Annotated in this window: 21 protein-coding genes; 5 read left to right on the forward strand and 16 right to left on the reverse strand. The window is 72.9% G+C overall.

The window, feature by feature from the left end:
* Nucleotides 1-46: 46 nt before the first annotated feature.
* Both SPRI_RS07300 and SPRI_RS07305 read right to left on the reverse strand, forming a co-directional pair.
* Nucleotides 47-448, reverse strand: coding sequence for a DUF3662 domain-containing protein (locus tag SPRI_RS07300; RefSeq protein ID WP_005309927.1), 402 nt, complete (start codon nt 446-448; stop codon nt 47-49).
* A 52-nt stretch (nt 449-500) separates the two neighbouring features.
* The gene (locus SPRI_RS07305) at nt 501-728 is read right to left on the reverse strand and encodes a DUF5133 domain-containing protein (RefSeq protein WP_005309930.1); all 228 of its coding nucleotides are present in this window, start codon (nt 726-728) and stop codon (nt 501-503) included.
* A 193-nt stretch (nt 729-921) separates the two neighbouring features.
* On the opposite strand from SPRI_RS07305, the gene SPRI_RS07310 reads away from it, so the two are divergent.
* The 3 genes from SPRI_RS07310 (at nt 922) to SPRI_RS07320 (ending at nt 5349) form a co-directional block, all read left to right on the forward strand.
* Nucleotides 922-1266, forward strand: a complete 345-nt coding sequence (locus SPRI_RS07310) for a GYD domain-containing protein (RefSeq protein ID WP_005309934.1) — start codon at nt 922-924, stop codon at nt 1264-1266.
* Between the two features lie 75 nt (nt 1267-1341).
* Nucleotides 1342-2547: an NAD(P)/FAD-dependent oxidoreductase gene (locus tag SPRI_RS07315; protein WP_005309937.1), complete on the forward strand. Its 1206-nt coding sequence runs from the start codon at nt 1342-1344 to the stop codon at nt 2545-2547.
* Nucleotides 2548-3006: 459 nt separating this feature from the next.
* Nucleotides 3007-5349, forward strand: coding sequence for a beta-N-acetylglucosaminidase domain-containing protein (locus SPRI_RS07320; protein WP_005309940.1), 2343 nt, complete (start codon nt 3007-3009; stop codon nt 5347-5349).
* 201 nt (nt 5350-5550) lie between these two features.
* Here the strand turns inward: SPRI_RS07320 and SPRI_RS07325 are convergent, their stop codons facing one another.
* Genes SPRI_RS07325 through SPRI_RS07340 form a run of 4 tightly spaced genes read right to left on the reverse strand, consistent with a single transcriptional unit; the run spans nt 5551 to nt 7876 of the window.
* A complete protein-coding gene (locus SPRI_RS07325) occupies nt 5551-6222 on the reverse strand; it encodes a hypothetical protein (RefSeq protein ID WP_238996206.1) in 672 nt (223 codons plus the stop codon).
* A 42-nt stretch (nt 6223-6264) separates the two neighbouring features.
* On the reverse strand, nt 6265-6471 hold the full coding sequence (locus SPRI_RS07330) for a DUF5988 family protein (RefSeq protein WP_053556776.1): 207 nt from the start codon (nt 6469-6471) through the stop codon (nt 6265-6267).
* A gap of 5 nt (nt 6472-6476) precedes the next feature.
* Nucleotides 6477-7319, reverse strand: a complete 843-nt coding sequence (locus SPRI_RS07335) for an SGNH/GDSL hydrolase family protein (RefSeq protein ID WP_078951222.1) — start codon at nt 7317-7319, stop codon at nt 6477-6479.
* Nucleotides 7319-7876: a PadR family transcriptional regulator gene (locus SPRI_RS07340; RefSeq protein WP_037776080.1), complete on the reverse strand. Its 558-nt coding sequence runs from the start codon at nt 7874-7876 to the stop codon at nt 7319-7321. Before SPRI_RS07340 ends, SPRI_RS07335 begins: the two co-directional genes overlap by 1 nt.
* A 126-nt stretch (nt 7877-8002) precedes the next feature.
* Between SPRI_RS07340 and SPRI_RS07345 the strand changes: the two genes are divergently transcribed.
* On the forward strand, nt 8003-8434 hold the full coding sequence (locus SPRI_RS07345; RefSeq protein WP_005309949.1) for a nuclear transport factor 2 family protein: 432 nt from the start codon (nt 8003-8005) through the stop codon (nt 8432-8434).
* A 160-nt stretch (nt 8435-8594) separates the two neighbouring features.
* Here SPRI_RS07345 and SPRI_RS07350 read toward each other — a convergent pair whose 3' ends face one another.
* The gene (locus SPRI_RS07350) at nt 8595-11216 is read right to left on the reverse strand and encodes an MXAN_6230/SCO0854 family RING domain-containing protein (protein ID WP_053556777.1); all 2622 of its coding nucleotides are present in this window, start codon (nt 11214-11216) and stop codon (nt 8595-8597) included.
* Between the two features lie 371 nt (nt 11217-11587).
* Here SPRI_RS07350 and bla point away from each other — a divergent pair, with 371 nt between their 5' ends.
* The gene (gene bla / locus SPRI_RS07355) at nt 11588-12523 is read left to right on the forward strand and encodes a class A beta-lactamase (protein ID WP_053556778.1); all 936 of its coding nucleotides are present in this window, start codon (nt 11588-11590) and stop codon (nt 12521-12523) included.
* A 138-nt stretch (nt 12524-12661) separates the two neighbouring features.
* On the opposite strand, the gene SPRI_RS07360 is transcribed toward bla, so the two are convergent.
* The 9 genes from SPRI_RS07360 to SPRI_RS07400 form a co-directional block, all read right to left on the reverse strand.
* Nucleotides 12662-13795, reverse strand: a complete 1134-nt coding sequence (locus SPRI_RS07360; RefSeq protein ID WP_053556779.1) for an FAD-dependent monooxygenase — start codon at nt 13793-13795, stop codon at nt 12662-12664.
* Between the two features lie 111 nt (nt 13796-13906).
* Nucleotides 13907-14473, reverse strand: a complete 567-nt coding sequence (locus tag SPRI_RS07365; RefSeq protein WP_037773370.1) for a GTP-binding protein — start codon at nt 14471-14473, stop codon at nt 13907-13909.
* Between the two features lie 5 nt (nt 14474-14478).
* Entirely contained in the window at nt 14479-14835 is a 357-nt protein-coding gene (locus SPRI_RS07370) for a DUF742 domain-containing protein (protein WP_053557703.1), read from the reverse strand.
* 56 nt (nt 14836-14891) lie between these two features.
* A complete protein-coding gene (locus tag SPRI_RS07375; protein ID WP_053556780.1) occupies nt 14892-15329 on the reverse strand; it encodes a roadblock/LC7 domain-containing protein in 438 nt (145 codons plus the stop codon).
* Entirely contained in the window at nt 15326-18196 is a 2871-nt protein-coding gene (locus SPRI_RS07380) for a sensor histidine kinase (protein ID WP_053556781.1), read from the reverse strand. Before SPRI_RS07380 ends, SPRI_RS07375 begins: the two co-directional genes overlap by 4 nt.
* A 253-nt stretch (nt 18197-18449) precedes the next feature.
* Nucleotides 18450-19964, reverse strand: a complete 1515-nt coding sequence (locus tag SPRI_RS07385) for a methionine--tRNA ligase (RefSeq protein WP_037773372.1) — start codon at nt 19962-19964, stop codon at nt 18450-18452.
* Nucleotides 19965-20174: 210 nt separating this feature from the next.
* Nucleotides 20175-21251, reverse strand: coding sequence for a hypothetical protein (locus tag SPRI_RS07390; RefSeq protein WP_050791433.1), 1077 nt, complete (start codon nt 21249-21251; stop codon nt 20175-20177).
* A 116-nt stretch (nt 21252-21367) separates the two neighbouring features.
* Nucleotides 21368-22054 carry a uracil-DNA glycosylase gene (locus SPRI_RS07395; RefSeq protein ID WP_063805329.1) on the reverse strand — a complete coding sequence of 229 codons (687 nt, stop codon included), beginning with the start codon at nt 22052-22054 and terminating at the stop codon, nt 21368-21370.
* 133 nt (nt 22055-22187) lie between these two features.
* Nucleotides 22188-24704: a SpoIIE family protein phosphatase gene (locus SPRI_RS07400; protein ID WP_005309966.1), complete on the reverse strand. Its 2517-nt coding sequence runs from the start codon at nt 24702-24704 to the stop codon at nt 22188-22190.
* Between the last annotated feature and the right edge of the window lie 143 nt (nt 24705-24847).

Below are 24847 nucleotides of genomic sequence, written 5' to 3' on the forward strand. Positions count from 1 at the left end.
CCGAAGGCCATGAGACGGGCTACGACGGGAGGCGGCAGGCTGCAGGTCAGTGCGCGGGGAACGAGTCCGCGCGGACCTGCGGCGCGGGGGTGCTGGACACCCGATAGCGCCCGTTGGGCAGGTGTGCGGAGGGGGTGTCGGTGATGTGCACCGTGAGCGGGCCGGCCCATTCGTAGCCCTTTTCCTCACCGTGCCGGGCAAGCGTGTCGATCAGCGCCTGACCCACTTCCTCCTCCTCGCGCGCGAGTTCTCTGTGCACGCTGTCGGCGAGCTCTATCTCGTAGGCGTTCGGTACCACCACACGGCTTTCGCTGCAGACCACGGCGTGGTCGTCGCATTCACGCCGCAGGGCGTCGATGATTTCCACCGGCTCCCTGCGGAACACCTTGTCGAGCAGCGCGTCCTGCCGGCGCTCGAGGGCCAGTTCCCATCGGCTCAGCATTCCCATGGCAGTTCTTCTTGCCCGCGGTCACGTCTCCACGCCTGCGCGATGCCGTCGTTCAGGCGGTGAGCAGAGAATCGTCCTCGGGCCGGGCGCCGGGCAGCCGGAGCCGGGCGGCGATCAGGGCCGCGTCGATGTCCCGCGTGCCGGTGGAGACGCACAGGGTGTAGGCGACGTCGTCCATCCGCTGCCGGCTCTCGGCGCTGCCGTTCTCGGCGTGCAGGATCTTCAGCGTCTCGTACTGCTCGACCAGGTTTCCGAGGACGGCGGGGTGAGCCATCAACACGGTCGTCTCCTTCCATTGCCGGCCATTGAGGCGGGATCTTCGACGCAGCAGCGCTTTCCCCCTCTTGGGTCACTCATGCATCAGAAGAAGCAGCGCACTCGAGCGCGCGGCACCCATTCCTGGCCGATGTGGCCGGATAAAGTCGACGCCCGTCCGCACCTCGCCCGGACCGGGGAACGAAAAGGGAGAGACAATGCCGCTCTATTTGTCGAAGTTCAGTTATACGCCGGAGACCTGGGCCAGGATGATCGGCAACCCGGAGGACCGCAGAACGGCCGCTCGGGCGTACATCGAGTCGGTCGGCGGAAAGCTCCACGGCTTCTGGTACGCCTTCGGCAGACACGACGGCTGCACCCTCTGGGAAGCCCCCGACAATGTGTCCATGGCGGCGGTCGCCCTGGCGATCACCGGCGGCGGTGCGCTGAGCTCACTGGAGACGACCGTCCTCCTGACCGTCGAGGAGACGATGGACGCTCTGCGCAAGGCCGAGAACGTGCGGTACGAGGCGCCCGGCACCCAGCGGCCGCCCGCGCAGTGATCTGCCGCACACGCTGTCACAGGGATCGACCGCGCGGTGTCTTGAGGCCGAACACCTCGAAACGAAGGAGACACCATGACCGGGAACACCGATGTGGTCGTGATCGGCGGCGGATACTCCGGCGTCATGGCCGCCAATCGGCTGAGCCTGCGCGACGACGTGACAGTGACGCTGATCAACCCGCGCGCGACCTTCGTCGAGCGGATCCGCCTGCACCAGCTGGTGGGCGGCTCCCACGAGGCGGTCGTCGACTACCGGGAGGTCCTCGCCGAGCGTGTCCGGCTGGTGGTCGACACCGTGGCACGGATCGACGCGGCCGGGCGCAGCGTGGCGCTGACCGGTGGCGACACGGTCGGCTACGACTACCTGGTCTACGCGGTGGGCAGTGGCAGCGCCGACCCGGGCGTGCCCGGAGCGGCGGAATTCGCCTACCCGCTCGCGTCCCTGGAGGAGGCACAGCGGCTCCGCGCGGTCGTCGACGCCGCACCCGCGTCGGCCGCGGTGACGGTCGTCGGCGCCGGTCCGACCGGCATCGAGACGGCGGCCGAGCTGGCCGAGGAGGGCCGCGCCGTGACCCTGGTGTGCGGCGGGGTGCTCGGCCCGTATCTGCACCCTCGGGGGCGGCGCTCGGTCGCCGAGCGGATGGCCGAACTGGGGGTGACCGTGCTCGACGGCCCCGGCACGAAGGTGACGGCGGTGACCCGGCATGCCGTACGGCTCGAAGACGGCCGTGAGCTGCCGAGCAACGTGACCGTCTGGACCGCCGGATTCGGCGTCCCGGACCTGGCGGCGCGCAGCGGCCTGAGCACCGACTCCCTGGGCCGCCTGCTCACGGACGAGACGTTGACCAGCGTGGACGACGCACGCATCGTCGCTGCCGGCGACTCGGCGGCGCCGTCGGACCTGCCGCTGCGGATGAGCTGCCAGGCCGCGATGCCGCTGGGCGCGCGGGCCGCCGACACGGTGCTCAGCCGGATGGCGGGCGAGCAGCCCCAGACCCTCAACCAGGCCTTCGCCGGCCAGTGCATCAGCCTGGGCCGGCGCGCGGGCATCTTCCAGTTCGCCCACCGGCACGACGTCGCGCTGTGGTTCCACATCGACGGACGCCCCGGCGCGAAGCTGAAGGAGTTCGTGTGCAAGGGCATCATCAAGCATCTGGCCGATGAGGCGCACAAGCCCGGTTCGTACGGCTTGCACCGCATCTCGGGAGGCGCCAAGCGCCGGCAACTGCTGGAGGCCAGGCGCGGCGAGGCGCCGGCCACCGCTGAATCGGCGGCCTAGCCGGCGTCTGCGGCCGGATCCGGTCGCCCCTGCCACACCTTGGTGGCCCACCCCGGCCTGCTCCTCACCGGCGTCCACGGATGCTCGCGGCACCGAAGACGTCCGTCCAGGAGATGCCCGGCCGCGGTGGGCCCCGGCCTGCCTGGACGGGTACGTGACCGGTGCGCCTGGACGGGTGCGTGACCGGTGGCCTGGACGGTCCGGATCACGACCCCGCGGGCGCGGCCACGCCCCGAGCCGCCTCCGACCGCCGGCCGGCGCCCCGGCCGGCGCCGCGAGGACCCCACGCCGGCCCCGTGCAAAAGTCCAAGTCCGCCGCCGGTGCATCCATGGACAGACGCGGACACACCGCCGGTACGGTGTGCGGCAGTTCGCGGTCTAGACCACTCTGGAGGTCTCGTGAGAAGGCACGGAAGAACGGTCCGCCTGTCCCTCGCCGCAGCAGCCTCGGCCGCCACCATGGCGGTCGGCGTCCTCTCCCCCGTCCCGCAGGCGGAAGCGGCGTCCCCCACCCCGCTTCCGCCCGTCTCCCCCACCCCGCAGTCGATCGGCCGCGTAGGCAACGACGCGGTGGTCACCGACCGGGTGCTCGTCGTCGCCGACGCCCGCACCGACGCCGCCGCCCGCGACCGCCTCGTCGCGGAGCTGAAGAGGCACGGCGCCGACCGGGTCGACGTCGTCGCCCCGGGGCGCGAACCGGCGGCCGCCGTGGGGCTGTTGACCGTGCGCCTCGGGCCGGGCGACCGCCCCGACATCGCCGCCGCCCTCGGCGACACCGCTGTTCCGGGCCGTGCGGAGGGCTACGCCGTGCGCGTCGCGGGCTCCGGTGGGGAGGGGCATCGGATCGCCCTCGCGGGCAAGGACGCGGCAGGCCAGTTCTACGCCGTGCAGACGCTGCGGCAGTTGTTCGTCCGCGGTGACGACGGCTGGAAGGTGGCGGGCGCCGGGGTCGCCGACTTCCCCTCCATGCCGCTGCGCGGCACCATCGAAGGCTTCTACGGCACGCCCTGGACGCATGCCGAACGCCTCGACCAGATGGACTTCTACGGCGACGTGAAGGCCAACACGTACGTCTACGCGCCCAAGGACGACCCCTACCACCGCGGCAAGTGGCGCGAGCCCTACCCCGCCGACAAGCTCGCCGAGCTCGGTGAGCTGGTGCGGCGGGCGGCCGCCAACCACGTCCGCTTCACCTTCGCCGTCTCCCCCGGCGAGTCCATCTGCTACTCCGACGCGGCCCACCGCAAGGATCTCAAGGCCAAACTCCAGGCCATGTACGACCTGGGCACCCGCGCGTTCTCCGTCCCGCTGGACGACATCAGCTACACCCGCTGGAACTGCGAGGGCGACAGGGCGGCCTACGGCGAACCCGGCCGACAGGCCGCCGCCAGGGCCCAGGTCGACCTGCTCAACGACGTGCAGCGCACCTTCGTCGCCACCCACCCGGGCGCACAGCCCCTGCAGATGGTGCCCACCGAGTACGGCGACCTGACGGACACCGCGTACAAGCAGACGATGCGGGCCACTCTGGACCCCGCGGTCGAGGTGATGTGGACGGGCACGGACGTCGTGCCGCCGAGCATCACCGACCAGCAGGCGGAAGGCGCGGCGAGACTGTTCGGGCGCAAGGTCTTCGTCTGGGACAACTATCCCGTCAACGACTTCGGCAACACCCGGGGCAGGCTGCTGCTCGCCCCGTACGACAAGCGGGAAGCGGGCCTGTCCGCGCATCTCACCGGCATCGTCGCCAACCCGATGAACCAGCCGTACGCCAGCAAGGTCGCGGTCTTCGGCGCGGCCGACTTCGCCTGGAACGACGCGGCGTACGACGCGCGGGCGAGCTGGCCCCGTGCCATGGCGTACCTCGCGGGCGGCGATCGCGAGGCGACGGAGGCCCTGCTGGTCCTCGGCGACCTCGAGCACATGGCGCCCACGTTCGGTGCCACTCCCTGGCAGGAGCAGGCGCCGGAACTCGCCCGGCGGGTCGCCCGGTTCTGGACGTCGTGGGACGCCGGGGCGCGTGCGGAGGCGGTCACGTCCCTGCGCGGCTACGCGAAGAGGATCGAGCAGGCGCCGGCCGTCATCCGTGGCGGCTCGGTCGAGCGCGGATTCACCGTGGACGCGGCACCGTGGCTCGACGCCACCGAACTGTGGGGCAGGGCGACGGTGCGGATGCTGGACGCGCTCGCGGCCCGGCAGGCCGGCGACCGGGACGGGGCCGAGGAGCTGCGGGCCGAGTCGGTCGAGCTCCAGCGGCAGGCCACGGCCGTACGGGTGGACCCGCCGCGCAACTCGTGGGGCTCCGCGCAGCCCAGGGTCGGCGACGGGGTGCTCGACGTGTTCCTCGTACAGGCCGAGGTCCGGCTCCAGCTGTGGGACGTCGCCGGCGGCGGGGAGAACCTCGCGCCGAAGGGGACGGCGGCGGCCTCCAGCGTCGAGCAGAACCTCGACCGCCTGGCCGCTCGTCATGTCAACGACGGTCTGATGGGCACCCGTTGGGCGTCCGGCTACACCGACGACGAGTGGGTGCAGATCGAACTCGCCGCCCCGTCGAAGGTGGCCGCCGTGACGCTCGCCTGGGAAAGCGCCTGCGCCACCGAGTACACGATCCGCACGTCGGTGAACGGCACGGACTGGAAGACGGTTGCCACGCAGCGCCCCGAAGGCTGCGGCAACGACGTCGTCCGGCTCCCGGCCGACGCCGAAGCCGTGCGTTACGTGCGGATGCAGGGCGTCGACCGCAGGACGACCTGGGGCTACTCGATCCACGAGATGGGCGTGTACGGGGCGCCCGTGTCCTGAGCGGCGGTACCCGGGGCCGCAGGCTCCGGTACCGGACCGCTTCTGCTCCGGTACCGGGCGGGCCCGCCGCCGAGCGGGCCATGGCCCGTCCTGTCCGCGCCGGTCACGGCCCGGGCGGGGCGGGCCATGGCCGACGTCCGCCCGGCCGCCGTTCCCGCCGGTCGCCACGACTCCCGCAACGGGTCTTCGGCGACGCTCGCGTCAGGCGAACTGCTCCAGCAGGGGCTCCCGGCCGCTGCGCCGGAGGTAGTGGCCCCGCCAGCCCGCGGCCAGGGTGATGACCGACCAGCCGGCGACACCGGTGATCAGGCCGCTGAGGCGGCCCTTCGGGTCGACGTCGTCGGCCTTTGCCGGCGGCACGACGCCTTCGGGGTCGCGGATCACCTCGAGCCTGTCGCCGACACGGATCCCGGGGTTGCTGCCCCGGTAGCGCAGCGTCTCTTCGAGCTCGCCGTCCGGGCCGACGAGGGTGAAGCGGTGGTCCTTGCTCGACGTCCCCTCGGCGCTGTCCGCCGTGACGACGACGCTCTCCCGGACACCGCGGCGCTCGAGTGCCGCCTCCGGCGCGTACTGGACCGTGCCGACGAGGAGGAACAGGCCCGGTACGAGGGAGAGCAACGCGAGCCACCACGCGTGGTGGAGCACGCGCAGCACCACCACGAAGGCGAGCACCGCCAGGCAGCCCGTCACGATCGGGACGACGTCGTTGCCGAGGCTCACGTACGCGATGCCGGTGTTGCCGGCGGCGATCGCCCAGGCGAGGAGCAGCACCCCGAAGGTCGCCAGGAACGACGTTCCCACCCGCCCTCGCGGGGGCCGGGGTGCGGCCGGTCGGACGTCTCCGGCCATCACATGGGGGCCCGCTGAATTCATGAGCGCAGCATAGGTCGCCGTCCGCCCGGCGATGTAATCGTCTCAGCCCGGAAGTTCCGTGCGCTCCCACCATTCGTAGACCGGCAGTCGGCCCTCGTCGGTGTTCCGCGTGCGCGCCGTGGACTTGAAGTGCTCGTATCCCCCGCGGAACGGAATCTTGAGCTCCTGCCCCGGGTCGTCCACGGCAACGATTCGCTGGGGGAGGTCATCCGGGCCGCCCTCCAGGACGGCCTTCTTCGCGTCGCTCATGAGGGTCAGTTTTCCCCGCGCGGCGGTTCCTCCCGGTCACGACGCGCCGAGTCCCGCGGGCCCGGCGCCAGGACGGGGAGCAGCTGCGGGCGTTTGGCCGTGCGGCCGTCGCCCGAGGAGCGGCCGCGCAGCCGGCGGCCGAGCCACGGCCCGAGGAAGGCCGCCGCCCAGCGCAGTTCGGCGGCAGCTCTCCCCCGGGCCGGCAAGGCCGCCGGGACCGGCGGCAGCGGGTGCGTCCAGGTGTCGTCGCTGCCGGGCAGCGCGAGGGCGTGTGCGACGGCGGCGGCGATCCGTGCGTGTCCGAGCGGACTCGCGTGGAGGCGGTCCGGGCTCCACAGCCGGAGGTCGGTGACCACCGCGTGGCTGCCGGTCTCGGCGACGACGACGCCGTGGCGCCGGGCGGCGTCGCGTATCCGGTCGTTGAGCGCGGCGACACGTGGCGCGAGCGGTCTGGCGAGCGGGGTGATGAGGGTGACGTCGGGGAAGGTGACGGTGGCGACGCGGGCGCCTTGAGCGGTGAGCGCGGCGAACACCGCCTCCAGATGGGCGCCGACCTCGTCGGCGTCGAACCGCGGCCTCAGCAGGTCGTTGACCCCGGCGACCACGGTGGCCAGGTCGGGGCGGAGCGCGAGGGCGGGGGCGAGCTGCTCGGTGCGGACGTGGCGGGCCAGGCGTCCTCGTACGGCCAGATTGGCGTACCGCGTGCCCGGGTGGTGCTGTGCGAGGTGTTCGGCGAGCCGGTCGGCCCAGCCGCGCAGGCCCATCGTGTCGTCGCCGTCGCCGAGTCCCTCGGTCTGGCTGTCCCCCAGGGCGACGTAGCGCGGGGCTTCCGGGTCGTTCACGTACATCAGTGGCCGGCCCTCTCCCGCAGGACGGCGATGGTGCGTTCGCACCAGTCGCGGTTGCCCTGCTCGAAGGCCAGGCCCCGCAGGCAGGTCAGGTAGGGGCCGACGCGCTCCCCGTGGCGGAGGAAATCCTCCTCCGTACGGTCGCCCCGCATGGTGCGCAGCAGCTTGCCGAACAGTTCGACCTTGGCCTCGGCCGTGGCCGCGCGTTCGGCGAGCCGGCTGATCAGTGTCCCGGTGTCGACGTGATCTGCTGCCTGGACCTTGACGACGAGGTCGTCGCGCATGAACGACGGCTTGGCGGCCGTACCGGTGAAGTGGTCCAGTTCGGCGAGGCCGGCGTCGGTGACCTTGAACAGGCGCTTGTTGGGCCGGTTCTCCTGGACGACTTCACGGCCCGTGATCAGCCCGTCCTTCTCCAGGCGGGTGAGCTCGGCGTACAGCTGCTGCGGCTGGGCGTGCCAGAAGTTCGCCACACCCAGGTCGAACGCCTTCACCAGCTGGTATCCGCTCAACTCCTCGTCGAGCAGCGCCGCCAGAACAGCGTGCCGCAAGGCCATCGGGCCCGCCTCCTTCTTGCGCTCGTCCACGGACACCGCCCATGATACTCATGAATCTGACTAGTCACTTTCATGAGTAGAGAAATATCTCGACGACCAGGCAGGAACAGGGAGAAAAGAGACACCATGGCTACCGCAGCAGAGCGCTTCCGCATCGCCGTCGACACCCGTGACCTCACCGCTCTGGACGAGCTGTTCACCGATGACATCCGCTTCTACAGCCCTGTGAAGTTCACCCCGTTCGAGGGGAAGCCGATGCTCCTCGGCCTCTTCGGCGTCCTGTTGCGCGTCTTCGAGGACTTCCGTTACATCGGGCACTACGACGGCGCGGCCGAGACCGGCGCGGACGGCGTCGAGGCACCGTCGGCGGTCCTGCCCTTCCGGGCGACCGTGAACGGCAAGCACATCCACGGCATCGATCTGCTCCACTTCGCCGAGGACGGCCGGATCAAGGAGTTCACCGTCATGGTGCGGCCGCAGTCGGCCGTCCACGCGCTCGGCGAGGCCGTCCTCGCCGGGCTCGTCGCCGACGGCCTGGTCCCGGCACCCGGCCGGTGACCTGCCGCGCCGTCCCGTGCCGGCCCCGGCCCGTGGATGACGCCTCCCCCGACCGGTGAGGGGCGTGTCTCGGAACAGCAGGGCTTCGTCCGGTGGGCGGCAGGCCCGCGGGGGCCTGTTCACCCCGCGGGCCTGCCGCAGCACCGTCCGGACGGGGCGCTCAGCGGGCGGCGAACGCCGTGACGACGTCCGAGGCGCTGAGCAGCCGCACGCGGGACGCGTCCAGCCGCTGCGGGTACAGCGCGAAGACCTCGCAGCCGTCGGCGAGTTCGGCGTCCCCGCGCAGCAGGAAGGCCAGCCCCGCCCCGGACGTACGGCGCTTCGCGCCCCGATCGCTGTCCGCGTCCGGCTCCATGTCCGTGTCCGTGTCCGGTGAGCCGATTCGGGCCGCGAAGGCGGACACGTCCTCGCCGTCCCGGCGGACGTACACCTCGCACGCCGCGCCCTCACGGCGCAGCACCACCCGGGACGCGCGGGCCGCGGCCCGCAGGCGGGCCAGCTCGCCCAGGCTCACCCGCGCCCCCGACGCGAACAGCCCGGTCAGGCTCCGGCCCTGCGCGGCCAGGGCCGTCGAGTGCCGCCACACGGAGTGCTGCGAGCCGGTCACGCCCTTGGTGACGTCGAGCCAGCGCATGGTCCGTGCCCGCAGGTCGACGACGAGCGGCACGCAGGCACGTTCGCCTCCGGTCAGGTCGAAGCGCTGCTCGACGGAGCGCGGTTCGAAGACCGGGCCGGCGCCGCCGGGCAGGTCGCGGACCATGACCCCGGCGAACGCCTCCGCGAGTTCCCCGAAGGGAACGTTGTTGTACGAGTAGACGACCGCGACCGCATGGCGCACCCCGGCAGCTGCGAGCCGCTCCAGGTCGAGGTCGACGAACTCGCTCGCGCCCAGCGGGGGCGGCGCGTCCTGGAGGTCGCCCGAGTGCACGGCCGCGTCACGGGCGTGACGCAGGCTCGTGTAGTCGCAGACGCCGAGCTGCTGCCAGTCCGCGTCGAACATCGCCACCGACAGGTCGAGGTCCGTCCGGCCGGAGCCGGCGCTCTCCGTCCAGTGGAGGAACAGGCGCAGGATCCGGCCTTCCGGTACCGCCAGTTCACTGCCGCGCGGCAGGGTCACGAAGGCACGGGAAGCGGTCCGCTCGGTGAATGGAGCCATGACGCCGTCCAGTTCGGCGTCGATGACGGCCGTGTCCACGCGCCGCCCCGTGTCCGCACGGCGCGACAGCTCCGCCGAGAGGACGCCGACGACGTCCCGCACGAGGGAGGCCGGCAGTGCCGCGCGTTCGTCGTCGGCGACGTGCGCCTTCGCGGACGCGCCCTTCGGGAAGAACACCCGCACCGGCTGTTCTCGCGTGCGGACGCGGATCGCGCCGAGCGCGGACAGCAGCACCGCCGGCGCCACCCGGCCGGTCACGCCGCCGAGCGCGGTGACGATCGCCCGCCCGGCGGTCTCCTCACCGACGGCGAGCCGGAGCAGATGGTCGAGCCTGCGGACCAGTTCGCCGGGCCGCCGCGCCAGCAGCGCCAGGGCGCCGGTGACGTCGCCCGCCGTGAGGGCGGCCTCGACGTGCCGGCTCCAGCTGCGGGCTGTGACGGCCGGCCCTGTGGTGTCGATCCCCTCGGCGTCGGCCGCCGCCGCGCGCAGCACGGCGGAGAGGGCGTCGTCGCCGAGGCGTGTGCCGCGCAGGGCGGCGAAGGCAAGCGCCGCGCGAGGGTGTCGGTCCGCGTACTCGAAGGGGTGCAGACGTTCGGCCGCGTGGATCCAGGCGCGGCGGTGGCGTCGCATGTCCTGGGCCGCCTGGGCCGGGTCGAGCGCGTCGAGCAGGGTCAGCAGGGCGCGGCGCAGCGGCCGGGGCACTGCCGCGAAACGCGGGACCGACACGAGTCCCGCGTCCCCGCCGGAGCGCAGGGACAGCACGCGCAGCACGTCCGTCGCGGTGTCGACGAGCCCGGCCGCGTACGGCAGGGTCCTGGTGAGCTCGTCGGGGTCCTCGAGCAGCCAGGCCATCAGCCGGGCCTTCGTCTCCCGCCCGGGGACGGCTGCGGGCAGCGTGTCCAGGTCGGCGCGGGAACGCGCGGCCAGCAGGGACGTCAGGTCGTCGGCGTCCTGCGGAGGCAGGGCTCCGGTGCGCGCCAGCAGGGTGTCCAGCTCCTGCACGGCATCGGCCTGACGTGTGATCAGGTCACCGCCGAGGGAGAGCAGTCGCATCCGCCGGGGAGCATCGGGACGACCGAACAGCCGCCGGGGGCGCTTCGGCTTCAGGAACGGGTCGGCGGGGTCGATACGGCGCTGGCACACCGGGCAGGCCGTGAAGTCGGCGCCGTCGAAGCACGTACCGCACACCAGATGGGCGCACGGCGAGACGGGCACGACGGAGCCCTCCGTGCCGCAGAGCACGCACGGCTGCGCGGGCTGCTGGAAGAGAACGGTCAGGACGCGGTCGACGTAGTACCGGTACGGGTCGGCCGGAACGGTCTCCGGGAAGCCGCTGAACAGCGGCTCATGGGGCCGGTCGGCGCCCAGTGCCTGGTCGATGTCGTGCAGCAGGGCGCGGCCGAGAGCTCCGAGGGCCCGTGCGTCGAGTGCCGCGAAGGCGGCCCGCAGGGCGGGTGCGACGAGGTGACCGCGCTGGGCGAGATCGGCCTCCAGCAGCGCCGCGCCGGCCTCACCGGCCGGGTCGGACACGGTGCCGGGACCGGGCAGGTAGACGGCTCCCCGGCGGAACAGCAGTACGGCGGCGAGAGCGCGCGGCCGGGCGGTGCCGGCATCGGTGACGGTCATGTTCGGATCCCCCCTCCCGGCTCATGGCCGGGTGTTGCGCGGGGCGGGAAGTGAGCACGCTGATTCATCGGAAGAAGAGAGAAGGAAGCACACTCGGGAGCCGCCCCGCGCAGCATGAAGCTAGCACCGGCCGGGCGGGCCGATCATCTGCTTTTCCGCCCGCCGGTCCGGGACACTCCCACGCCGTCGGCGGACGCACCCCCATCGGCCCGCCCAGCCCGTCGCCACCGGTCCAAAGCCGTCCATCTGCCTCCGCCGCCCTCGCGGAGCACCCTCGACCCGTCGCGATGCGCCGGGCATCGTGACCCGGCTTCATGCCGGCGACCGGCTAGCCTCGGACGCGACGAGTCCCCCGAAGGCATACGAAGAGGATCTCCGTGGCTGTTTCCCGTCGTGCCTCGCTCGCCGCGCTGGCCGCCCTCGCCGCCGCCCCGCTCACCGGATGCGCCGCCCGCCGCGCCGACGCCGCACCGTCGAACGCGTCCACGTCACCCGGAGCGTCCGCCGCGCCGAAGGTCTCGGCGGCCGCGTCGGGCCGCGCCTTCGCCCGGCTGCAACGGGAGTTCGACGCCCGGCTCGGCGTGTACGCCGTCGACACCGGCAGCGGGCGGACCGTCACCCACCGGCCCGACGAGCGATTCGCCTACTGCTCCACCCACAAGGCGCTGACCGCTGCCGCGGTGCTCGAGCACAACTCCCTGGCCGGCCTCGACAAGGTCGTGCGCTACACCCGTGACGATCTGGTGGCCCACTCCCCGGTCACGGAGAAGCACGTCGACAGCGGCATGACGCTGCGCGCCGTGTGCGACGCCGCCGTCCGCTACAGCGACAACACCGCCGCGAACCTCCTGTTCGACGAGCTCGGCGGGCCCAAGGCCTTCCAGGCCGTGCTCGCGGCGCTGGGCGACACCACCACCCACGCCGACCGCCTCGAAACCGCCCTCAACGCGGCCACGCCGGGCGACATCCGCGACACCAGCACCCCTCGCGCCCTCGCCCACGACCTGCGCGCCTACGCCCTCGGTGACGTCCTCGACGCGGAGAAGAAGGCGCTGCTGACCCACTGGCTCAAGGGCAACACCACCGGCGACGCCCTCATCCGCGCCGGCGTCCCCGACACCTGGCAGGTCGGCGACAGGACCGGCGCGGGCGCCTACGGCACACGCAACGCCATCGCCGTCGCCTGGCCGCCCGGCGCCGCGCCCGTCGTCATCGCCGTCCTCTCCAGCCGCGCCACCGAGGACGCCGAGTACGACGACAGGCTCGTCGCGCGGGCCACCGAGGTGGTCGTGGCGGCACTGGCCTAGACACCCCTCTGAGCAAAGGGGGCCCACGCACGCCGGGGACCGCGGTCACTGCTCGAACAGGTGTGGCTCAGGCCGGGTACGGGCCGCCCGGCACCGGGTCGGTACGGCCCGACAGCCCTCTTGCGGGCCGGCGCCGGCCTAGTACGGCTTCGCGAGCACGTGCGCCGCGCCCGGGATGCCGATCTTCAGGAGCTCGTCCTCCTCGGGCGTCGTCCCCCCGCCCGTCTCCTGCTTGAGCACCGCGTGCGACATGGCCTGCACCCACATGGCCCGGGGCCGGCGGCGTGCTTCCCAGGCCGCGAGGGCCGCCGGCACGGAGGGCTCGGCGTCGAGGGACTCGGCGAGCACGACGGCGTCCTCGACGGCCATCGCCGCGCCCTGCGCGATGTGCGGGGTGCAGGCGTGCGCCGCGTCGCCGGCCAGGACGACCCGGCCCACGTGCCACGGCTCCGCGACCGTCACCTGGGAGATCCGCGAGTGGACGACGGCCGCGGGATCGGTGACCGTGGCGAGGGCCTCCGCCACGGGGCCGGAGAACGTCGTCAGCCGCTCGGCCAGCTGCTCGTGGGCGCGCTGCGGATCGGGGCGGAAGTCCTCCTTCTCGGCGAACACCGCGCCCAGGTACATCAGTTCGTCCGTGATCGGCGTCAGCAGCGCCTTTCCTTCCGGCCCCGCCGTGCTCATCATGACGCCGTCCACCTGGGGCTGCCGCGGCACGGTGACGCGCCAGTTGGCGAAGCCGGTGTACTGCGGGGCGTAGCGCTCACCGTAGAGGCGGGTGCGCAGCGGCGAGCCGATGCCGTCGAAGCCGACGACCAGGTCCCAGCGTCCGGCGGAGCCGTCGGAGAGGGTGACGTCGACGCCCTCGCCGTCGTCGTGCAGCTCGGTGACGGTGGCCGAGAACCGGATCGTCGCGCCGGCCGCCGTGGCCGCCGCGCCCAGCACCGCGGCGAGCGCGGGCCGCGGGATGCCGTTGTTGGAGGGGATGTCGCCCATCCGGGGCTGCGGTATGCGCGCCAGCGTGTTCCCCGCCGGGTCGGCGATGGTGAGGATCTCCCACTCGTACCCCGCCTTGAGGCAGTCGTCGAGGACGCCGATCTCACGCATCACATGGAGCGCGTTGGAGGGCTGGATGATGCCCACGCCGAGCGCGTCGAGCCGGTCGCGGATCTCCGCGACCTCCACGGTGTGGCCGCGCCGCGCGAGTGCCGTGGCGAGGGTGAGCCCGCCGATGCCGCCGCCGTGGACGAGGACGCGCAGGGGTGATGCCATCTCAGAAGTCTCCAGAGCAGGAAGGGCCGGAACAGGACGGGCCGGAACAGGAAGGTGCGGAGCGGGGACGGAAGGATGCGGGACAGCAGGCGGACGGTGGGCCCCAGTCGCTCAGACCGCGGCGGGAAGGCTCATCAGGTGGTCGACCAGCGCGAGCAGCACGTCCTTGCCGAACTCGCGCCGCCGGACGTCGCCGATCAGCAGCGGCACGTGCGGGTCGAGGTCGAGGGCGACCCTGATCTCCTCCGCCGTACGGGTGTTGTGCCCGTGGAAGCAGTTGATGGCCACCACGAACGGGATGTCCCGGCTCTCGAAGAAGTCGATCGAGGCGAAACTCGTCCCGAGGCGCCTGGTGTCCGCGATGACGACGCCACCGAGGGCACCGTTGACCAGGTCGTTCCACATGAACCAGAAGCGTTCCTGGCCGGGTGTGCCGAAGAGGTACACGACCAGCTCGTCGCTGACCGTGATGCGCCCGAAGTCCAGGGCGACGGTCGTCGTGTCCTTGTCGCCGATGCCGGCCAGGTCGTCGACGCCGACGCTCGCCTTGGTGAGGTACTCCTCGGTGCGCAGCGGGGCGACCTCGCTGACCGCTTCCACCATGGTCGTCTTGCCGACGCCGAATCCGCCGGCGATCAGGATCTTCACGGCGGCGGGCGCCGCCTGACTGATGGTCATGTGATTCAGAGTCTCCGGAGTCCGTCACGAACGGCGGCCAGCAGGCCCCTGTCGGCGCCGCCCGCCGCCCGCGCCACGGACAGCGGCGCGCGGGCGGTGAGCAGGCCCTGGCCCACGAGGTCGGCCAGCAGGATCTTGGTCACCGACACCGGGAGGTCGAGGTCGGCGGCGACCTCGGCGACCGCCGCGGGCCGCCGGCAACGGTCGAGGATCATCCGGTGCTCGGGCTGCAACCGCCCGGGGCGCACCGGGACACCGCGCCCGTCGCGCGGCTCGTCCGCCGTCCTCAGCACCGTGATGAGCGTGAAGTCGTCCCGCTCGGGGGCCGTACGGCCCCGGGTGATGGTGTACGGGCGGACCATCGTCCCCGAGCCGTCCTCCCCCAGGGCCTCGTCGTCCTCGTCCTCCCAGCCGGTGTTCACGCGACCGGTCCCTCCCCGGTACCGAAGGCGTCGAACTCCCCACGCACGGGCGTGCCGAGCTTCTGGCCGACCTGCTGGACGAGGTTGTGCATGGCGAGCGACATGACCTCCGCGTCCACCTCCTGCGACGCGACCACGGCAAGGTGGGTGCCCTGGCCTGCCGAGATGATGAACAGCCAGAGGTCGGCCAGTTCGACGATCACCTGGTGCACGACGCCGCCGTCGAAGAGCTGGCCGACCCCGCGGGCCAGGCTCTGCTGGCCCGTGCAGATCGCGGCCAGCCGCTCCGCCGCGGAGCGCTCGATGGTCCGCGAGTGGCTGACGACCAGCCCGTCGTCGGAGAGCAGGACGGCGTTACGGGTCTCTGCCACGGAGTCCACCAGACCGTCGAGCAGCCAGTCCAGGTCCTGGTGAGTGGCGGTTGTGCGTGTCATGACCGTTCTTCTCTCGTGGGACGGGTCGGTGCGGTGGGGTCGGGCCGGTCCGGGGGGCCGGCCGGGTCCGTGGGCGCGTCGCCCGCGCGGGCGGCCCGGGACCGTCGCTGGAACGCGCCGATCGTGGCGCCCGCACGGCGCGGGGCCGGCCGGAGCAGCGGATCGTCCTGCCAGCGCGGCGGCTTGGGCGCCACGGGCCGGTCGGCGGGGGCGACGCGCAGCTCGTCGACGAGGCTGGCCTGCCGCACCCGGCGGGGCAGCGGAGGCTCCGCCGCGGGCTCGGGGAGGCCGGGCAGGCCCGGCACGCCGCCGGAGGGACCGCCTGCGCCGTCGTGCGATACCTCCTGCCCGGCACCCGGCTGCACGGGGACCCCGTACGGGGCGGGGGCGCTCGTGTGCGGCGCGACGAGGGTTCCGTACGGCTCGGCCTGAGCCGCGTACGGGGCGGGGGTGGTCGCGTGCGGCTCGCCCGGAGTCGCGTACAGGGCGGGGCCGGCGACGTGCGGCCCGCCCGGAGTCCCGTACGGCTCGGCCGAAGTCGCGTACGGCTCCGGTGTCCCGTACGGCTCGGCGGGTGCCGGAACGTACGGGGGCCCGGCGAGGTCGTACGGCGTCCCGGCGTGGTCGTACGGCTGCCCGGACTCCGCGTACGGCAGGCCGGGGCCCCCGTACGAACCGGCGGACTCCCCGTACTGTCCGGGACCGTTCCCGTACGGCTCCCCTGCCGCGCCGTTCGGCTCCGGGTCGTTCCCGTACGGGTGCCCCGGCTCCTCCGCGTACGGCGGGGCGGCGCTCTCGTGCGGTGCCGCGGCGGCGGGGTTCAGCGTCGTCACGTCGGCGAGCGCCCTGCCCTGCACACGGGTCGGCAGCGCGTCGGTGTCCGCCACGGTGGCGGCGGACCCGGCGAGGGGCGCCACGGCGTGCACCGGCACCGCCGACGGGGCCGGCGCCTCCGGGTCCGTCCCGGCCACGGTCAGCTCGTGGGGGACGAGGACGACGGCCCGTGTGCCGCCGTACGCCGACGAGCGGAACTCGACCCGCAGCCCGTACTGGGACGCGAGCCGTGCGATCACGTGCAGGCCGAGCCGGATGTCGTCGGAGTGGGCCAGCACGTCCATCCGCGGCGGGCGGCGCATCAGTTCGTTGGCGTCGGCGAGCTGGTCCTCCTCCATGCCGAGACCACGGTCCTCGACCTCGATGGCGAGTCCGCGGCTCACTGCCGCGGCCCTGACCTCGACCGGACTCGGCGGGCGGGAGAAGGCGAGCGCGTTCTCGATCAGTTCGGCCAGGACGTGCGAGACCGGGCCGACCGCGCGTGCCGAGAGCCAGGGACTGCCGTCGAGGTCCAGCATGACGCGACGGTAGTCCTGCACCTCGCCCTGGGCCGAGCGCATCACGTCGAGCAGCGGGACCGGCTTGCGCCAGCGCCGGTGCGGCGAGCCGCCCGCGAGGATCACCAGGTTCTCCTCGTAGCGCCGCAGCCGGGCGGTGAGGTGGTCGAGGTCGAAGAGGCCGTCCAGCACCTCGGGGTCCTCGTGCCGGCGCTCCAGCTCGTCCAGCTTCTTGAGCTGCTGGCCGATGAGCTGCTGCGTGCGTCGCGCGATGCGCTGGAGCAGCCGCTCGAACCCGCGGTGCTGGTCGGCCTGTCGGACCGCGGCCTCCAGCGCGCTGGTGCGCGCGAGGTTGAGCGCCTCGCCGAGCCGGGTGAGCTCGTCGGAGGCACGGTCCTGGTCGTCCTGCTGGATGGCTCGTGCCTCGGCCTCGACGTCGATGCGCTCTCCCTGACCGAGCCGCTCCACGACGTCGGGGAGGGCCTTCTCCAGTGCCTCGGCCTGTTCCTGGAGGCGGCTGATGCGCCGGCGCAGGTTACGGGTGAGGCGCCAGGTGGTCCAGATGACGGCGACGACGGCGAGAAGGCCGACGACCGTGGTGAGCACCATCCGGAAGAGCAGCGACATGACGCTGCCCTTGCCCTCCTCGACCACGTGCGCGGTCCGCTGCTCCATGAGCGTCTTCAGCCGGGGCGTGAGCGTGTCCATCGCGTCGCGCCAGGTCCGCTCCTCGGCGCGGATCCTGATGTCGCCGGACGAGTCGGGGTCCGCGGGGCGCAGTACGGCGTTCTCGACGCGGGTCTTCGCCTGCCAGGCCGCACTGCCTGTGATCGCCTCCCACTCGGCCTTCTCGTCGTCCGGGAGGAAGGGCACCACCTTGGTGGCGTGCACGAACGACTGGCCGGCGACGGCCTGCCGGAACTGCTGGTACTCCCTGGTGCTCAGCCTGCCCCGCTCCCAGCCACGGGCGAGCAGGGCGTCGGAACGGGAGATCATCTCCTTGGCCCAGAACAGGTCCACGAGGGGCTGCGACAGGGTGGTGATGCGCCCGTTGTCGACGTGGCTGAGCGCGGTGAAGAGCTTCAGGTCGACCGCGATCAGGTTGGTGTAGTAGTCGTACACGGCCTCTTGCTGATCACGGTCGCCGCCGTCCACCAGGGCGCGCTGGGCGGGCAGTTGGCTGATCGCCTGCCGGGCTCCGGCGACCGCGTCCAGGACCTCGCGGGGCGCGTCGTCCTCGGTGACGTCGGAGAGGGACCGGAACCGGTCGACCGCCTCGTCCGTCAGCTCGCGCTGGCGCGCCAGGTCCGCTGTGGCGCCGTCGCGGCGTGCGAGCACCTCGGCGCTGAGCCGGCGTTCCTCCTGGAGGTTGTAGTAGACGACGTTGGACGGTTGGCCCGCCTTCTCTGCCAACAGCCCCTGGGCCGCCTGTCGTTGGAAGTCGAACAGTGTCTGGCCGCTGGTGACGCCCCAGAGGGCCACCAGTGCGATACCGGGGACGAAGGCGAGGACGAGCAGAGCCGTCCGCAGCGACATGGATGCCGAGCCGGTCCGCCGTGACGCGCGCGTGCGCAGGGCAATGCTCCTTGACGAGGGACCGACCTGACGGTTGGTCAAATTCGTGGTGCGCTCCGACGCGTGAATATTAGTCACACTGCGACACCACAAATGACTCGGGACCCTGCACAAGCATCATCCTTCACTCACACCACCGTCACGGGACCGGCCCGGGACGGGCCGTCAGGGCAGGTCAACGCCTCCCCCGACGGCCCGTGGCAGGACGGCCCCCTCACGCCTCGATCCGGGGGAACAGCGGAGCGGGAGCGGGAAGGACTCCGCCGACCGCTGTGCACTGCTCCTCGATGCGTGCCGCGGCCCCCGGCAGGAACGGCTCCAGCCGGTCGGCGAGGACCAGGCACGCCTGCAGGAGGGCGTCGAGAGCCCGGTCCAGGCGCTGCCCGGCGTCGGGGTCTCCGGCCCTTTCTGCCTTGGCCGACTCCCAGGGCCGGGTGGCGTCCACGCAGCGGTTGGCCTCCTCCACGATCGTCCATACCGCGGCCGCCGCCCGGCGGAAGTCGAAGCCTGCGAGGGCCGCCGCGATCAGGCGGGGGCTGTCGTCGCACGCCTCGGCCAGTGGCTTCGAGGTGAGCCCGAGGGGGCGCGACGCCGGAGGGCGGCCGTCACGGTAGCGGTGGACCATGGTGACGACGCGGTTCACCAGGTTGCCCAGCCCGCCGGCGAGGTCGCTGTTGGCCCGGTCCACGAGGCGTTCCCGCGTGAAGTCCGCGTCGCCGACCCGCGGTACGTCACGCAGCAGCCACCAGCGGACCGCGTCCGTGCCGGCGTCGGCGGCCAGTTCGACCGGATCGACCGTCGTGCCGCTCGACTTGCTGATCTTGCGGCCGTCGACGGTGAGATAGTCGTGGACCAGGATGTCGGTCGGCAGCGGCAGCCCCGCCGACAGGAGCATCGCCGGCCAGTAGACGGCGTGGAACCTCAGCACACCCTTGCCCGCCAGGTGGACCCGCCTGCCGCTCCCGCGCCACCACTCGTCGAACGTGTCGTCCCCGGTGCCGTAGCCGAGGCTGGTGACGTAGTTGCCGAGCGCGTCCCACCACACGTAGACGACCTGGTCGGGGTCGCCGGGGACGGGGATGCCCCAGCCGCGGGCGCGGCTCTGGGAGCGGGAGACGGAGAAGTCGTGCAGACCGCCCTCGATCAGGCCGAGGACCTCGTTGCGGCGTGAGGCGGGCTCGATCCGCAGCGTGCCGTCCGTGATCAGGTCCCGCAAGGTGCCGGCGTGGCGGGAGAGCCGGAAGAACCAGTTCTCCTCGGACACCCGCTGGGGCTCCGTGCCGTGGTCCGGACATCGGCCCTCTTCGAGGTCGCCTGGCGTGTAGAACTGCTCGCAGCCCACGCAGTACAGCCCCTCGTAATGCCTGCGGTACAGGTCCCCCGCCTCGGCGCACCGCTGCCACAGCCGTTCCACACCGGCGCGGTGCCGCGGGTCGCTGCTGGTGCGGATGAAGTCGTCCGACGACAGGGCGAGCGGTCCGCGCAGGGCGGCGAACGCGGCGGCGTTGCGGTCGACGAACTCCTGCACCCCGACGCCCTCCGCCTCCGCCGCGAGGACGTTCTTGAGCGAGTTGTCGTCCGTGCCGGTCAGGAAACGGACCTGTTCGCCGGACCGACGGCCGTGCCGGGCCAGCACGTCGGCCTGCACCAGCTCCAGGGCGAAGCCCAGGTGCGGCCGGGCGTTGACGTACGGGACGGTCGTGGTGATGTAGGTGCGTGCGGCAGTCATTCGGAAGCCTCCTCCTGTGCCGGGCGGGGCTTCCACCTGCGTACGCGAAAGAGGCCCCGTTCCCGGGGCCTCGGTACGTCACACGTCCGACTCAGCAGCCCCGTCTGCGGGGCATCATCGGGAACGAGTGCGTGGTCATGCCGGGAGGCTAGCAGGGGGCGGCGGGGCGGGGCCGGGCATTTTCCGCGGGCCGCGCCGCGCGCCCGCCCGTCATGCGGCCAGGGCGCGGTCGACGCGCCGCAGCACCGTCTTGTGAGTGACCCGCCGGCGCAGCCCGTCCAGTTCCCGCCGTGCGTCCCCGGTGCCGATGCGCGCGAGGGCCACCACGCCGGCCTCCGCGACCCTGACGGGGTACAGCCCGGAGTACGGGAGCCTCCTCAGCGAGGTCTCGACCAGCCGGGCGAGCGCGTCGCAGGTGTCGTCACGGGGCGGCAGCAGCGAAAGCAGCCAGGCGAGTGCCCGCAGCGCCTGGACGTTGTACGGGTCGTAGGCAGCGGGACCCTGCGAGCCCCGCAGCGGCACGGGGCGCTCCCGGCCCACGAGTTCGAACCACTGGTGGACACGGCGGCGGACCGGCTCCGGCCCCGCCGCGTCGAGCAGGTCCCGGCCCGTGTCCAGCCACTTGGCCGACGGCGCTCCCGCGCTGAGCGGGGCACGGTGGGCGAGCAGACGGTGCCAGGTGTCGCCGCCCCTCGCCGCGTCCTCGAGAGCCTGATCGGCCCATGCCTCACCCGGGTTGAGCACGGGGCCGGGGAAGCGGGTCAGCAGCTCACGCAGGGCCGGCTCGGCGTGGTAGTCGATCACGGTGCGCCGGAAGACGGCCAGGACCTCCGGTCCGGGTACGCGTCCGGCTTCGAGCTCCGCCTCCGCGAGCTCCCACTCCCGGTGCCCGGACGCCACATGGTCGCCGGCCGTCTTCCCGAGGACGGCCCGGCGCTCCGCCGCCATCAGGTCCGGATCGAGGCCGCGGGCCACGCCGGTCGCCGCCAGCAGCAACTCGGCCCTGAGGTAGGAGGTGTTCCTGCGGAAGACCTCCGCCGACGGCGCATCCGCCGCCGTGCGCGCATGCCATGCGGACCAGATGCCCGCCAGTTCCAGCCGGTCACGGTCCGGCAGCTGCCGCAGCCACGCCATGGCCTCGACGCCGGGCCCGGTCATGGACCCGTTGTTGCACGCGGCTTCCATGACCGACCGGGCGAGCCCGGCCAGGTCCCCGCGCTCCGCGAACTCGCGGTGGGCCGCGCCCTGCTCCAGCAGGATTCCGGGGTTGCTCAGCCATCTGCTCATGATCCGCAGCGTAGAAGACACCACCGACAAGAGCGCGGGTGAGCACGTTCCACCTCGTGGGCCGCGTACGCCGGACGACGAGGCCCTCGCGCCGCCGCGGGTGACGAGCCCTTGCGTCAGGAGGGGTCGGCGTCCTCCCGCACCGTGAGCCGGGCCACCTCCCGCATGGTGCGCAGGATCTCCGGCCGCGCCGCGGGGCGTGAGGCGAGGCCCCGGGGGCTGGGGTGCCAGGTCGCCAGGGTGCGGACCGCGGGGGCGTAGCGGGCGACGTACGCGGCCCAGCCGGCCTGGGCGCTGCGGCCCATGGGCACCACGACCTCCAACTTCGGCAGCAGCGAGATCACTTCGTGGAGGAACGGCGCCGCGAGCTGTACGTCGGTACGTCCCGCCGCGGCGATCCGGTCGGCCGTGCCCAGGTACCACGGAACGATGTTCCAGTGCAGGGAGTGCTCGTAGGCCAGCCCCGCCTCGCGACGGAGCAGCCAGCAGTTCTGGGCGGTCGGGTCGTTGTTGTCGACGGAGATGATCCCGCTGCCCGTGCGCCGCAGGCCCGCCCCGCTGCCCACGGCCTTCCTGCCGGGCGCCTCCAGCAGGAAGAGGCTGCGCGCCTCGACCCCGCCGGAGGCCGGGTCGAACCACGGAACGGACTCGCCCTGATCCAGCCGCTCACGCAGGTCGGCCACCCAGTCGTTGAGCGGGCGCACCGACGGACCGGTACGTACTGCCTTGAGCCGCGCGGTGAGGAAGACGGGATCCCGCAGGCTGCGGGGAGCCGTGGTGGGCGCGAAGCTTTTCACAGACATGTGGCGAAGTATGCCGCTTCAGGGCGGGAGTCGGCGTGAACCAGGCGCGCGCGCCGCGCAGTTGGCCGCACCGGTCGGCCGGCGGTCACCGCGGGTTCGAGCGCGCCGAGTGCCTGACCGGCCTCACGGCGGCTCACACCGCGGGCACACCGTCGGGGAACGCCTGTTCCGTCCAGATCGTCTTGCCGGAACGGGTGTAGCGCGTGCCCCAGCGCTGGACGAGCTGGGCGACGATGAACAGCCCGCGGCCGCCCTCGTCCTCGGCCGTGCTGTGGCGCAGGTGGGGTGAGGTGTGGCCGGTGTCCGCCACCTCGCACAGGAGCGTCCGGTCGCGGATCAGGCGGAGTTGAAGCGGTCCCTGCGCGTAGCGGACCGCGTTGGTCACCAGTTCGCTGACGACCAGCTCGGTCGAGAACGCCAGTTCGTCGAGGCCCCAGGTGCTCAGCTGCCCGGTGATGAGTTCCCGTGCCCGGCCGGCCGCCACCGCTTCCGCCGGCAGCTCCCACATCGCGACCTGCCCGGCGTCGAACTCGCGGGTGCGGACCAGGAGAAGGGCGGTGTCGTCGGCGGTCGTGCCGTCCGGCAGGAGCTCGGCGACCACCCGGTCGCACAGTTCCTCCAATGGCAACTCCCGGTGGGCGGCCAGCACTTGGCCCAGCAGGTCGAGCCGCTCGTCGATGTCGCGGTCACGGGCCTCCACCAGACCGTCGGTGAACAGGGCGAGGAGGCTGCCCGCGGGCAGGTCGATCTCCATCGACTCGAACGGCAGGCCGCCGAGTCCCAGCGGCGGCCCCGCGGGCAGCTCCGGGTAGTGGTACGAGCCGTCCATGGCCACGACCGCCGGCGGCAGATGCCCGGCGCGTGCCATCGTGCAGCGGCCGGAAACCGGGTCGTAGACCGCGTAGATGCAGGTCGCGCCGGTCGTCACGTCGGGATGCGGACCGGCTGCGACGTACGCCCCCGCCGCCTCTCCCGTACGCCCCTCCCCCGGCCCCTGGAACGCGTCGGAGGCGGGTACCACCAGGTCGTCCAGTCGTGCGAGGAGTTCGTCGGGGGCCATGTCCAGCTCGGCGAGGGCCTCCACGGTGGTGCGCAGCCGTCCCATCGTGACCGCGGCCGGCAGCCCGTGGCCGACGACGTCGCCGACGACCAGCCCGACACGTGCGCCGGAGAGCGGGATGAGGTCGAACCAGTCGCCGCCGACCCCGGTCGCCCCGTCGGTGGGCAGGTAGCGGTGGGCGACCTCCACGGCCGAGTGCCAGGGAAGGTGCTGCGGGAGCAGCTCGCGCTGGAGGGTGAGGGCCGCGGCGTGTTCGCGGGTGAAACGGCGGGCGTTGTCGATGCGGACGGCGGCCCTGGCCACCAGTTCGTCGGCGAGGGCGAGCTCCCCGTTGTCGAAGACCGCCGGCCGGCCCTCACGGGTGAAGGTGACGAGGCCCAGGGTCTCCGAGCCGACCCGCAGCGGCACGACGAGCGCGTTCTCGTCGAGCACCTTGCCGCCGGAGGACAGACTGCGAAGCTGCGGGGTCCCGGGCAGGTACTCGATGACCGTGCGGGCGGCCCGCGCCGGCGCCCTGGCGACCCTGACGAAACCGCCTCTCGCCGGCCGGCCGGTTTCGGGCTCGCCGCCTTCGAGGACGCCCGGCACGATGTCGACCTCGACCGCGGAGGCGAAGCCGGGCACCGCCACGTCCGCGAGCTCCTGAGCGGTGACCACCGCGTCGAGGGTCGTGCCGATGCGGCGGCCCGCCTCGACCAGCAGGGCCAGCCGGTTCTGGGCGTCGTAGCGGTCGGTGATGTCGAAGGCGTCCTCGCACACGCCGAGCACCCGGCCCTCCGCGTCCTCGAGCCGGTAGTACGAACACGACCACAGATGGTCCCTGCCGGGATCGCTGGGCAGTTCCCCGAGGAACTGCACGTCGAGCACGGGCTCGCCGGTGTCGAGGACCTGGCGCATGACGGCGTCGAGAGTGCGGGGGTGACCTTGGGTGACGAGCGCGCCGCCCGGGTACAGCTCGTCCGCGTGCGTGCCGCGGTACTGGGGGAACGGCCGGCCGATCTCCGCGCTGGAAGCGGCGTTCGCCCAGGCCAGCCGGAGGTCCGTGTCGTAGATCGCCAGTCCGATCGGGGACTGTGTGGCCAGCCCGTCGAGCATCGCCAGGCGGGATTCCCACACCCGCAGCCGTTCCGTCTCCGCGAGGACGAGGACCCGCGCGGCCGTCCCGCCGCCGGCCAGCTCCGACACCGCCGCCTCGACCGGGACTGCGTGACCGTCGCGGTGTCGCGCGAGCCGGGGCTCATGACCGCGGAAGGGCAGCCCCGGTGCGCCGGGCAGCACGGAGGACGCCGGGGAAGGGCCGGGTTCCGGCGGGCCGGCGGCCGGACCGGACGGAGGTCCGGAAGCCGCCGCCGGCGCGGTTCCGCACAAGAACACGTCGACGGGCCGTCCGAGGATGTCCTCGGCGGCGTGTCCGAGCAGCGCCTCGGCGGCCGGGCTCCACCCGATGACCCTGTCGCGGGCGTCGAGGACCACCGTGGCGGCGACAGTGATGTCGAGCGGGCCACGGAGATCCTCGGCCTCCGCCGATCCCCATGGCCGCCAGGCGCCTGCCGCGTCCCACGCGCCCGCAGCCTGAACAGACCCGTTCATCCTCTTCAGAATCTGCCTGCCCCGCCGGATGCACAAGCGTTGCCGGTGAGGTGGGAAGGGCCGTGCCGCGCGGCCGCGCCTTCCCGCCTCACCGGTCGCCCGTCCCCGTCGCCCGCCCCCGTCGTCCGTCTCCGGCCGACAGG

The sequence above is a fragment of the Streptomyces pristinaespiralis genome (assembly GCF_001278075.1).
GTDB classification, from domain to species: domain Bacteria; phylum Actinomycetota; class Actinomycetes; order Streptomycetales; family Streptomycetaceae; genus Streptomyces; species Streptomyces pristinaespiralis.

Coding starts and splice junctions, on each gene's coding strand:
- SPRI_RS07300 (WP_005309927.1), bottom strand. CDS start 448: ATGGGAATGCTGAGCCGATGGGAACTGGCCCTCGAGCGCCGGCAGGAC.
- SPRI_RS07310 (WP_005309934.1), top strand. CDS start 922: ATGCCGCTCTATTTGTCGAAGTTCAGTTATACGCCGGAGACCTGGGCC.
- SPRI_RS07315 (WP_005309937.1), top strand. CDS start 1,342: ATGACCGGGAACACCGATGTGGTCGTGATCGGCGGCGGATACTCCGGC.
- SPRI_RS07320 (WP_005309940.1), top strand. CDS start 3,007: ATGGCGGTCGGCGTCCTCTCCCCCGTCCCGCAGGCGGAAGCGGCGTCC.
- SPRI_RS07325 (WP_238996206.1), bottom strand. CDS start 6,222: ATGAATTCAGCGGGCCCCCATGTGATGGCCGGAGACGTCCGACCGGCC.
- SPRI_RS07330 (WP_053556776.1), bottom strand. CDS start 6,471: ATGAGCGACGCGAAGAAGGCCGTCCTGGAGGGCGGCCCGGATGACCTC.
- SPRI_RS07335 (WP_078951222.1), bottom strand. CDS start 7,319: ATGTACGTGAACGACCCGGAAGCCCCGCGCTACGTCGCCCTGGGGGAC.
- SPRI_RS07340 (WP_037776080.1), bottom strand. CDS start 7,876: ATGGCCTTGCGGCACGCTGTTCTGGCGGCGCTGCTCGACGAGGAGTTG.
- SPRI_RS07345 (WP_005309949.1), top strand. CDS start 8,003: ATGGCTACCGCAGCAGAGCGCTTCCGCATCGCCGTCGACACCCGTGAC.
- SPRI_RS07350 (WP_053556777.1), bottom strand. CDS start 11,216: ATGACCGTCACCGATGCCGGCACCGCCCGGCCGCGCGCTCTCGCCGCC.
- SPRI_RS07360 (WP_053556779.1), bottom strand. CDS start 13,795: ATGGCATCACCCCTGCGCGTCCTCGTCCACGGCGGCGGCATCGGCGGG.
- SPRI_RS07365 (WP_037773370.1), bottom strand. CDS start 14,473: ATGACCATCAGTCAGGCGGCGCCCGCCGCCGTGAAGATCCTGATCGCC.
- SPRI_RS07370 (WP_053557703.1), bottom strand. CDS start 14,835: ATGGTCCGCCCGTACACCATCACCCGGGGCCGTACGGCCCCCGAGCGG.
- SPRI_RS07375 (WP_053556780.1), bottom strand. CDS start 15,329: ATGACACGCACAACCGCCACTCACCAGGACCTGGACTGGCTGCTCGAC.
- SPRI_RS07380 (WP_053556781.1), bottom strand. CDS start 18,196: ATGTCGCTGCGGACGGCTCTGCTCGTCCTCGCCTTCGTCCCCGGTATC.
- SPRI_RS07385 (WP_037773372.1), bottom strand. CDS start 19,964: ATGACTGCCGCACGCACCTACATCACCACGACCGTCCCGTACGTCAAC.
- SPRI_RS07390 (WP_050791433.1), bottom strand. CDS start 21,251: ATGAGCAGATGGCTGAGCAACCCCGGAATCCTGCTGGAGCAGGGCGCG.
- SPRI_RS07395 (WP_063805329.1), bottom strand. CDS start 22,054: ATGTCTGTGAAAAGCTTCGCGCCCACCACGGCTCCCCGCAGCCTGCGG.
- SPRI_RS07400 (WP_005309966.1), bottom strand. CDS start 24,704: ATGAACGGGTCTGTTCAGGCTGCGGGCGCGTGGGACGCGGCAGGCGCC.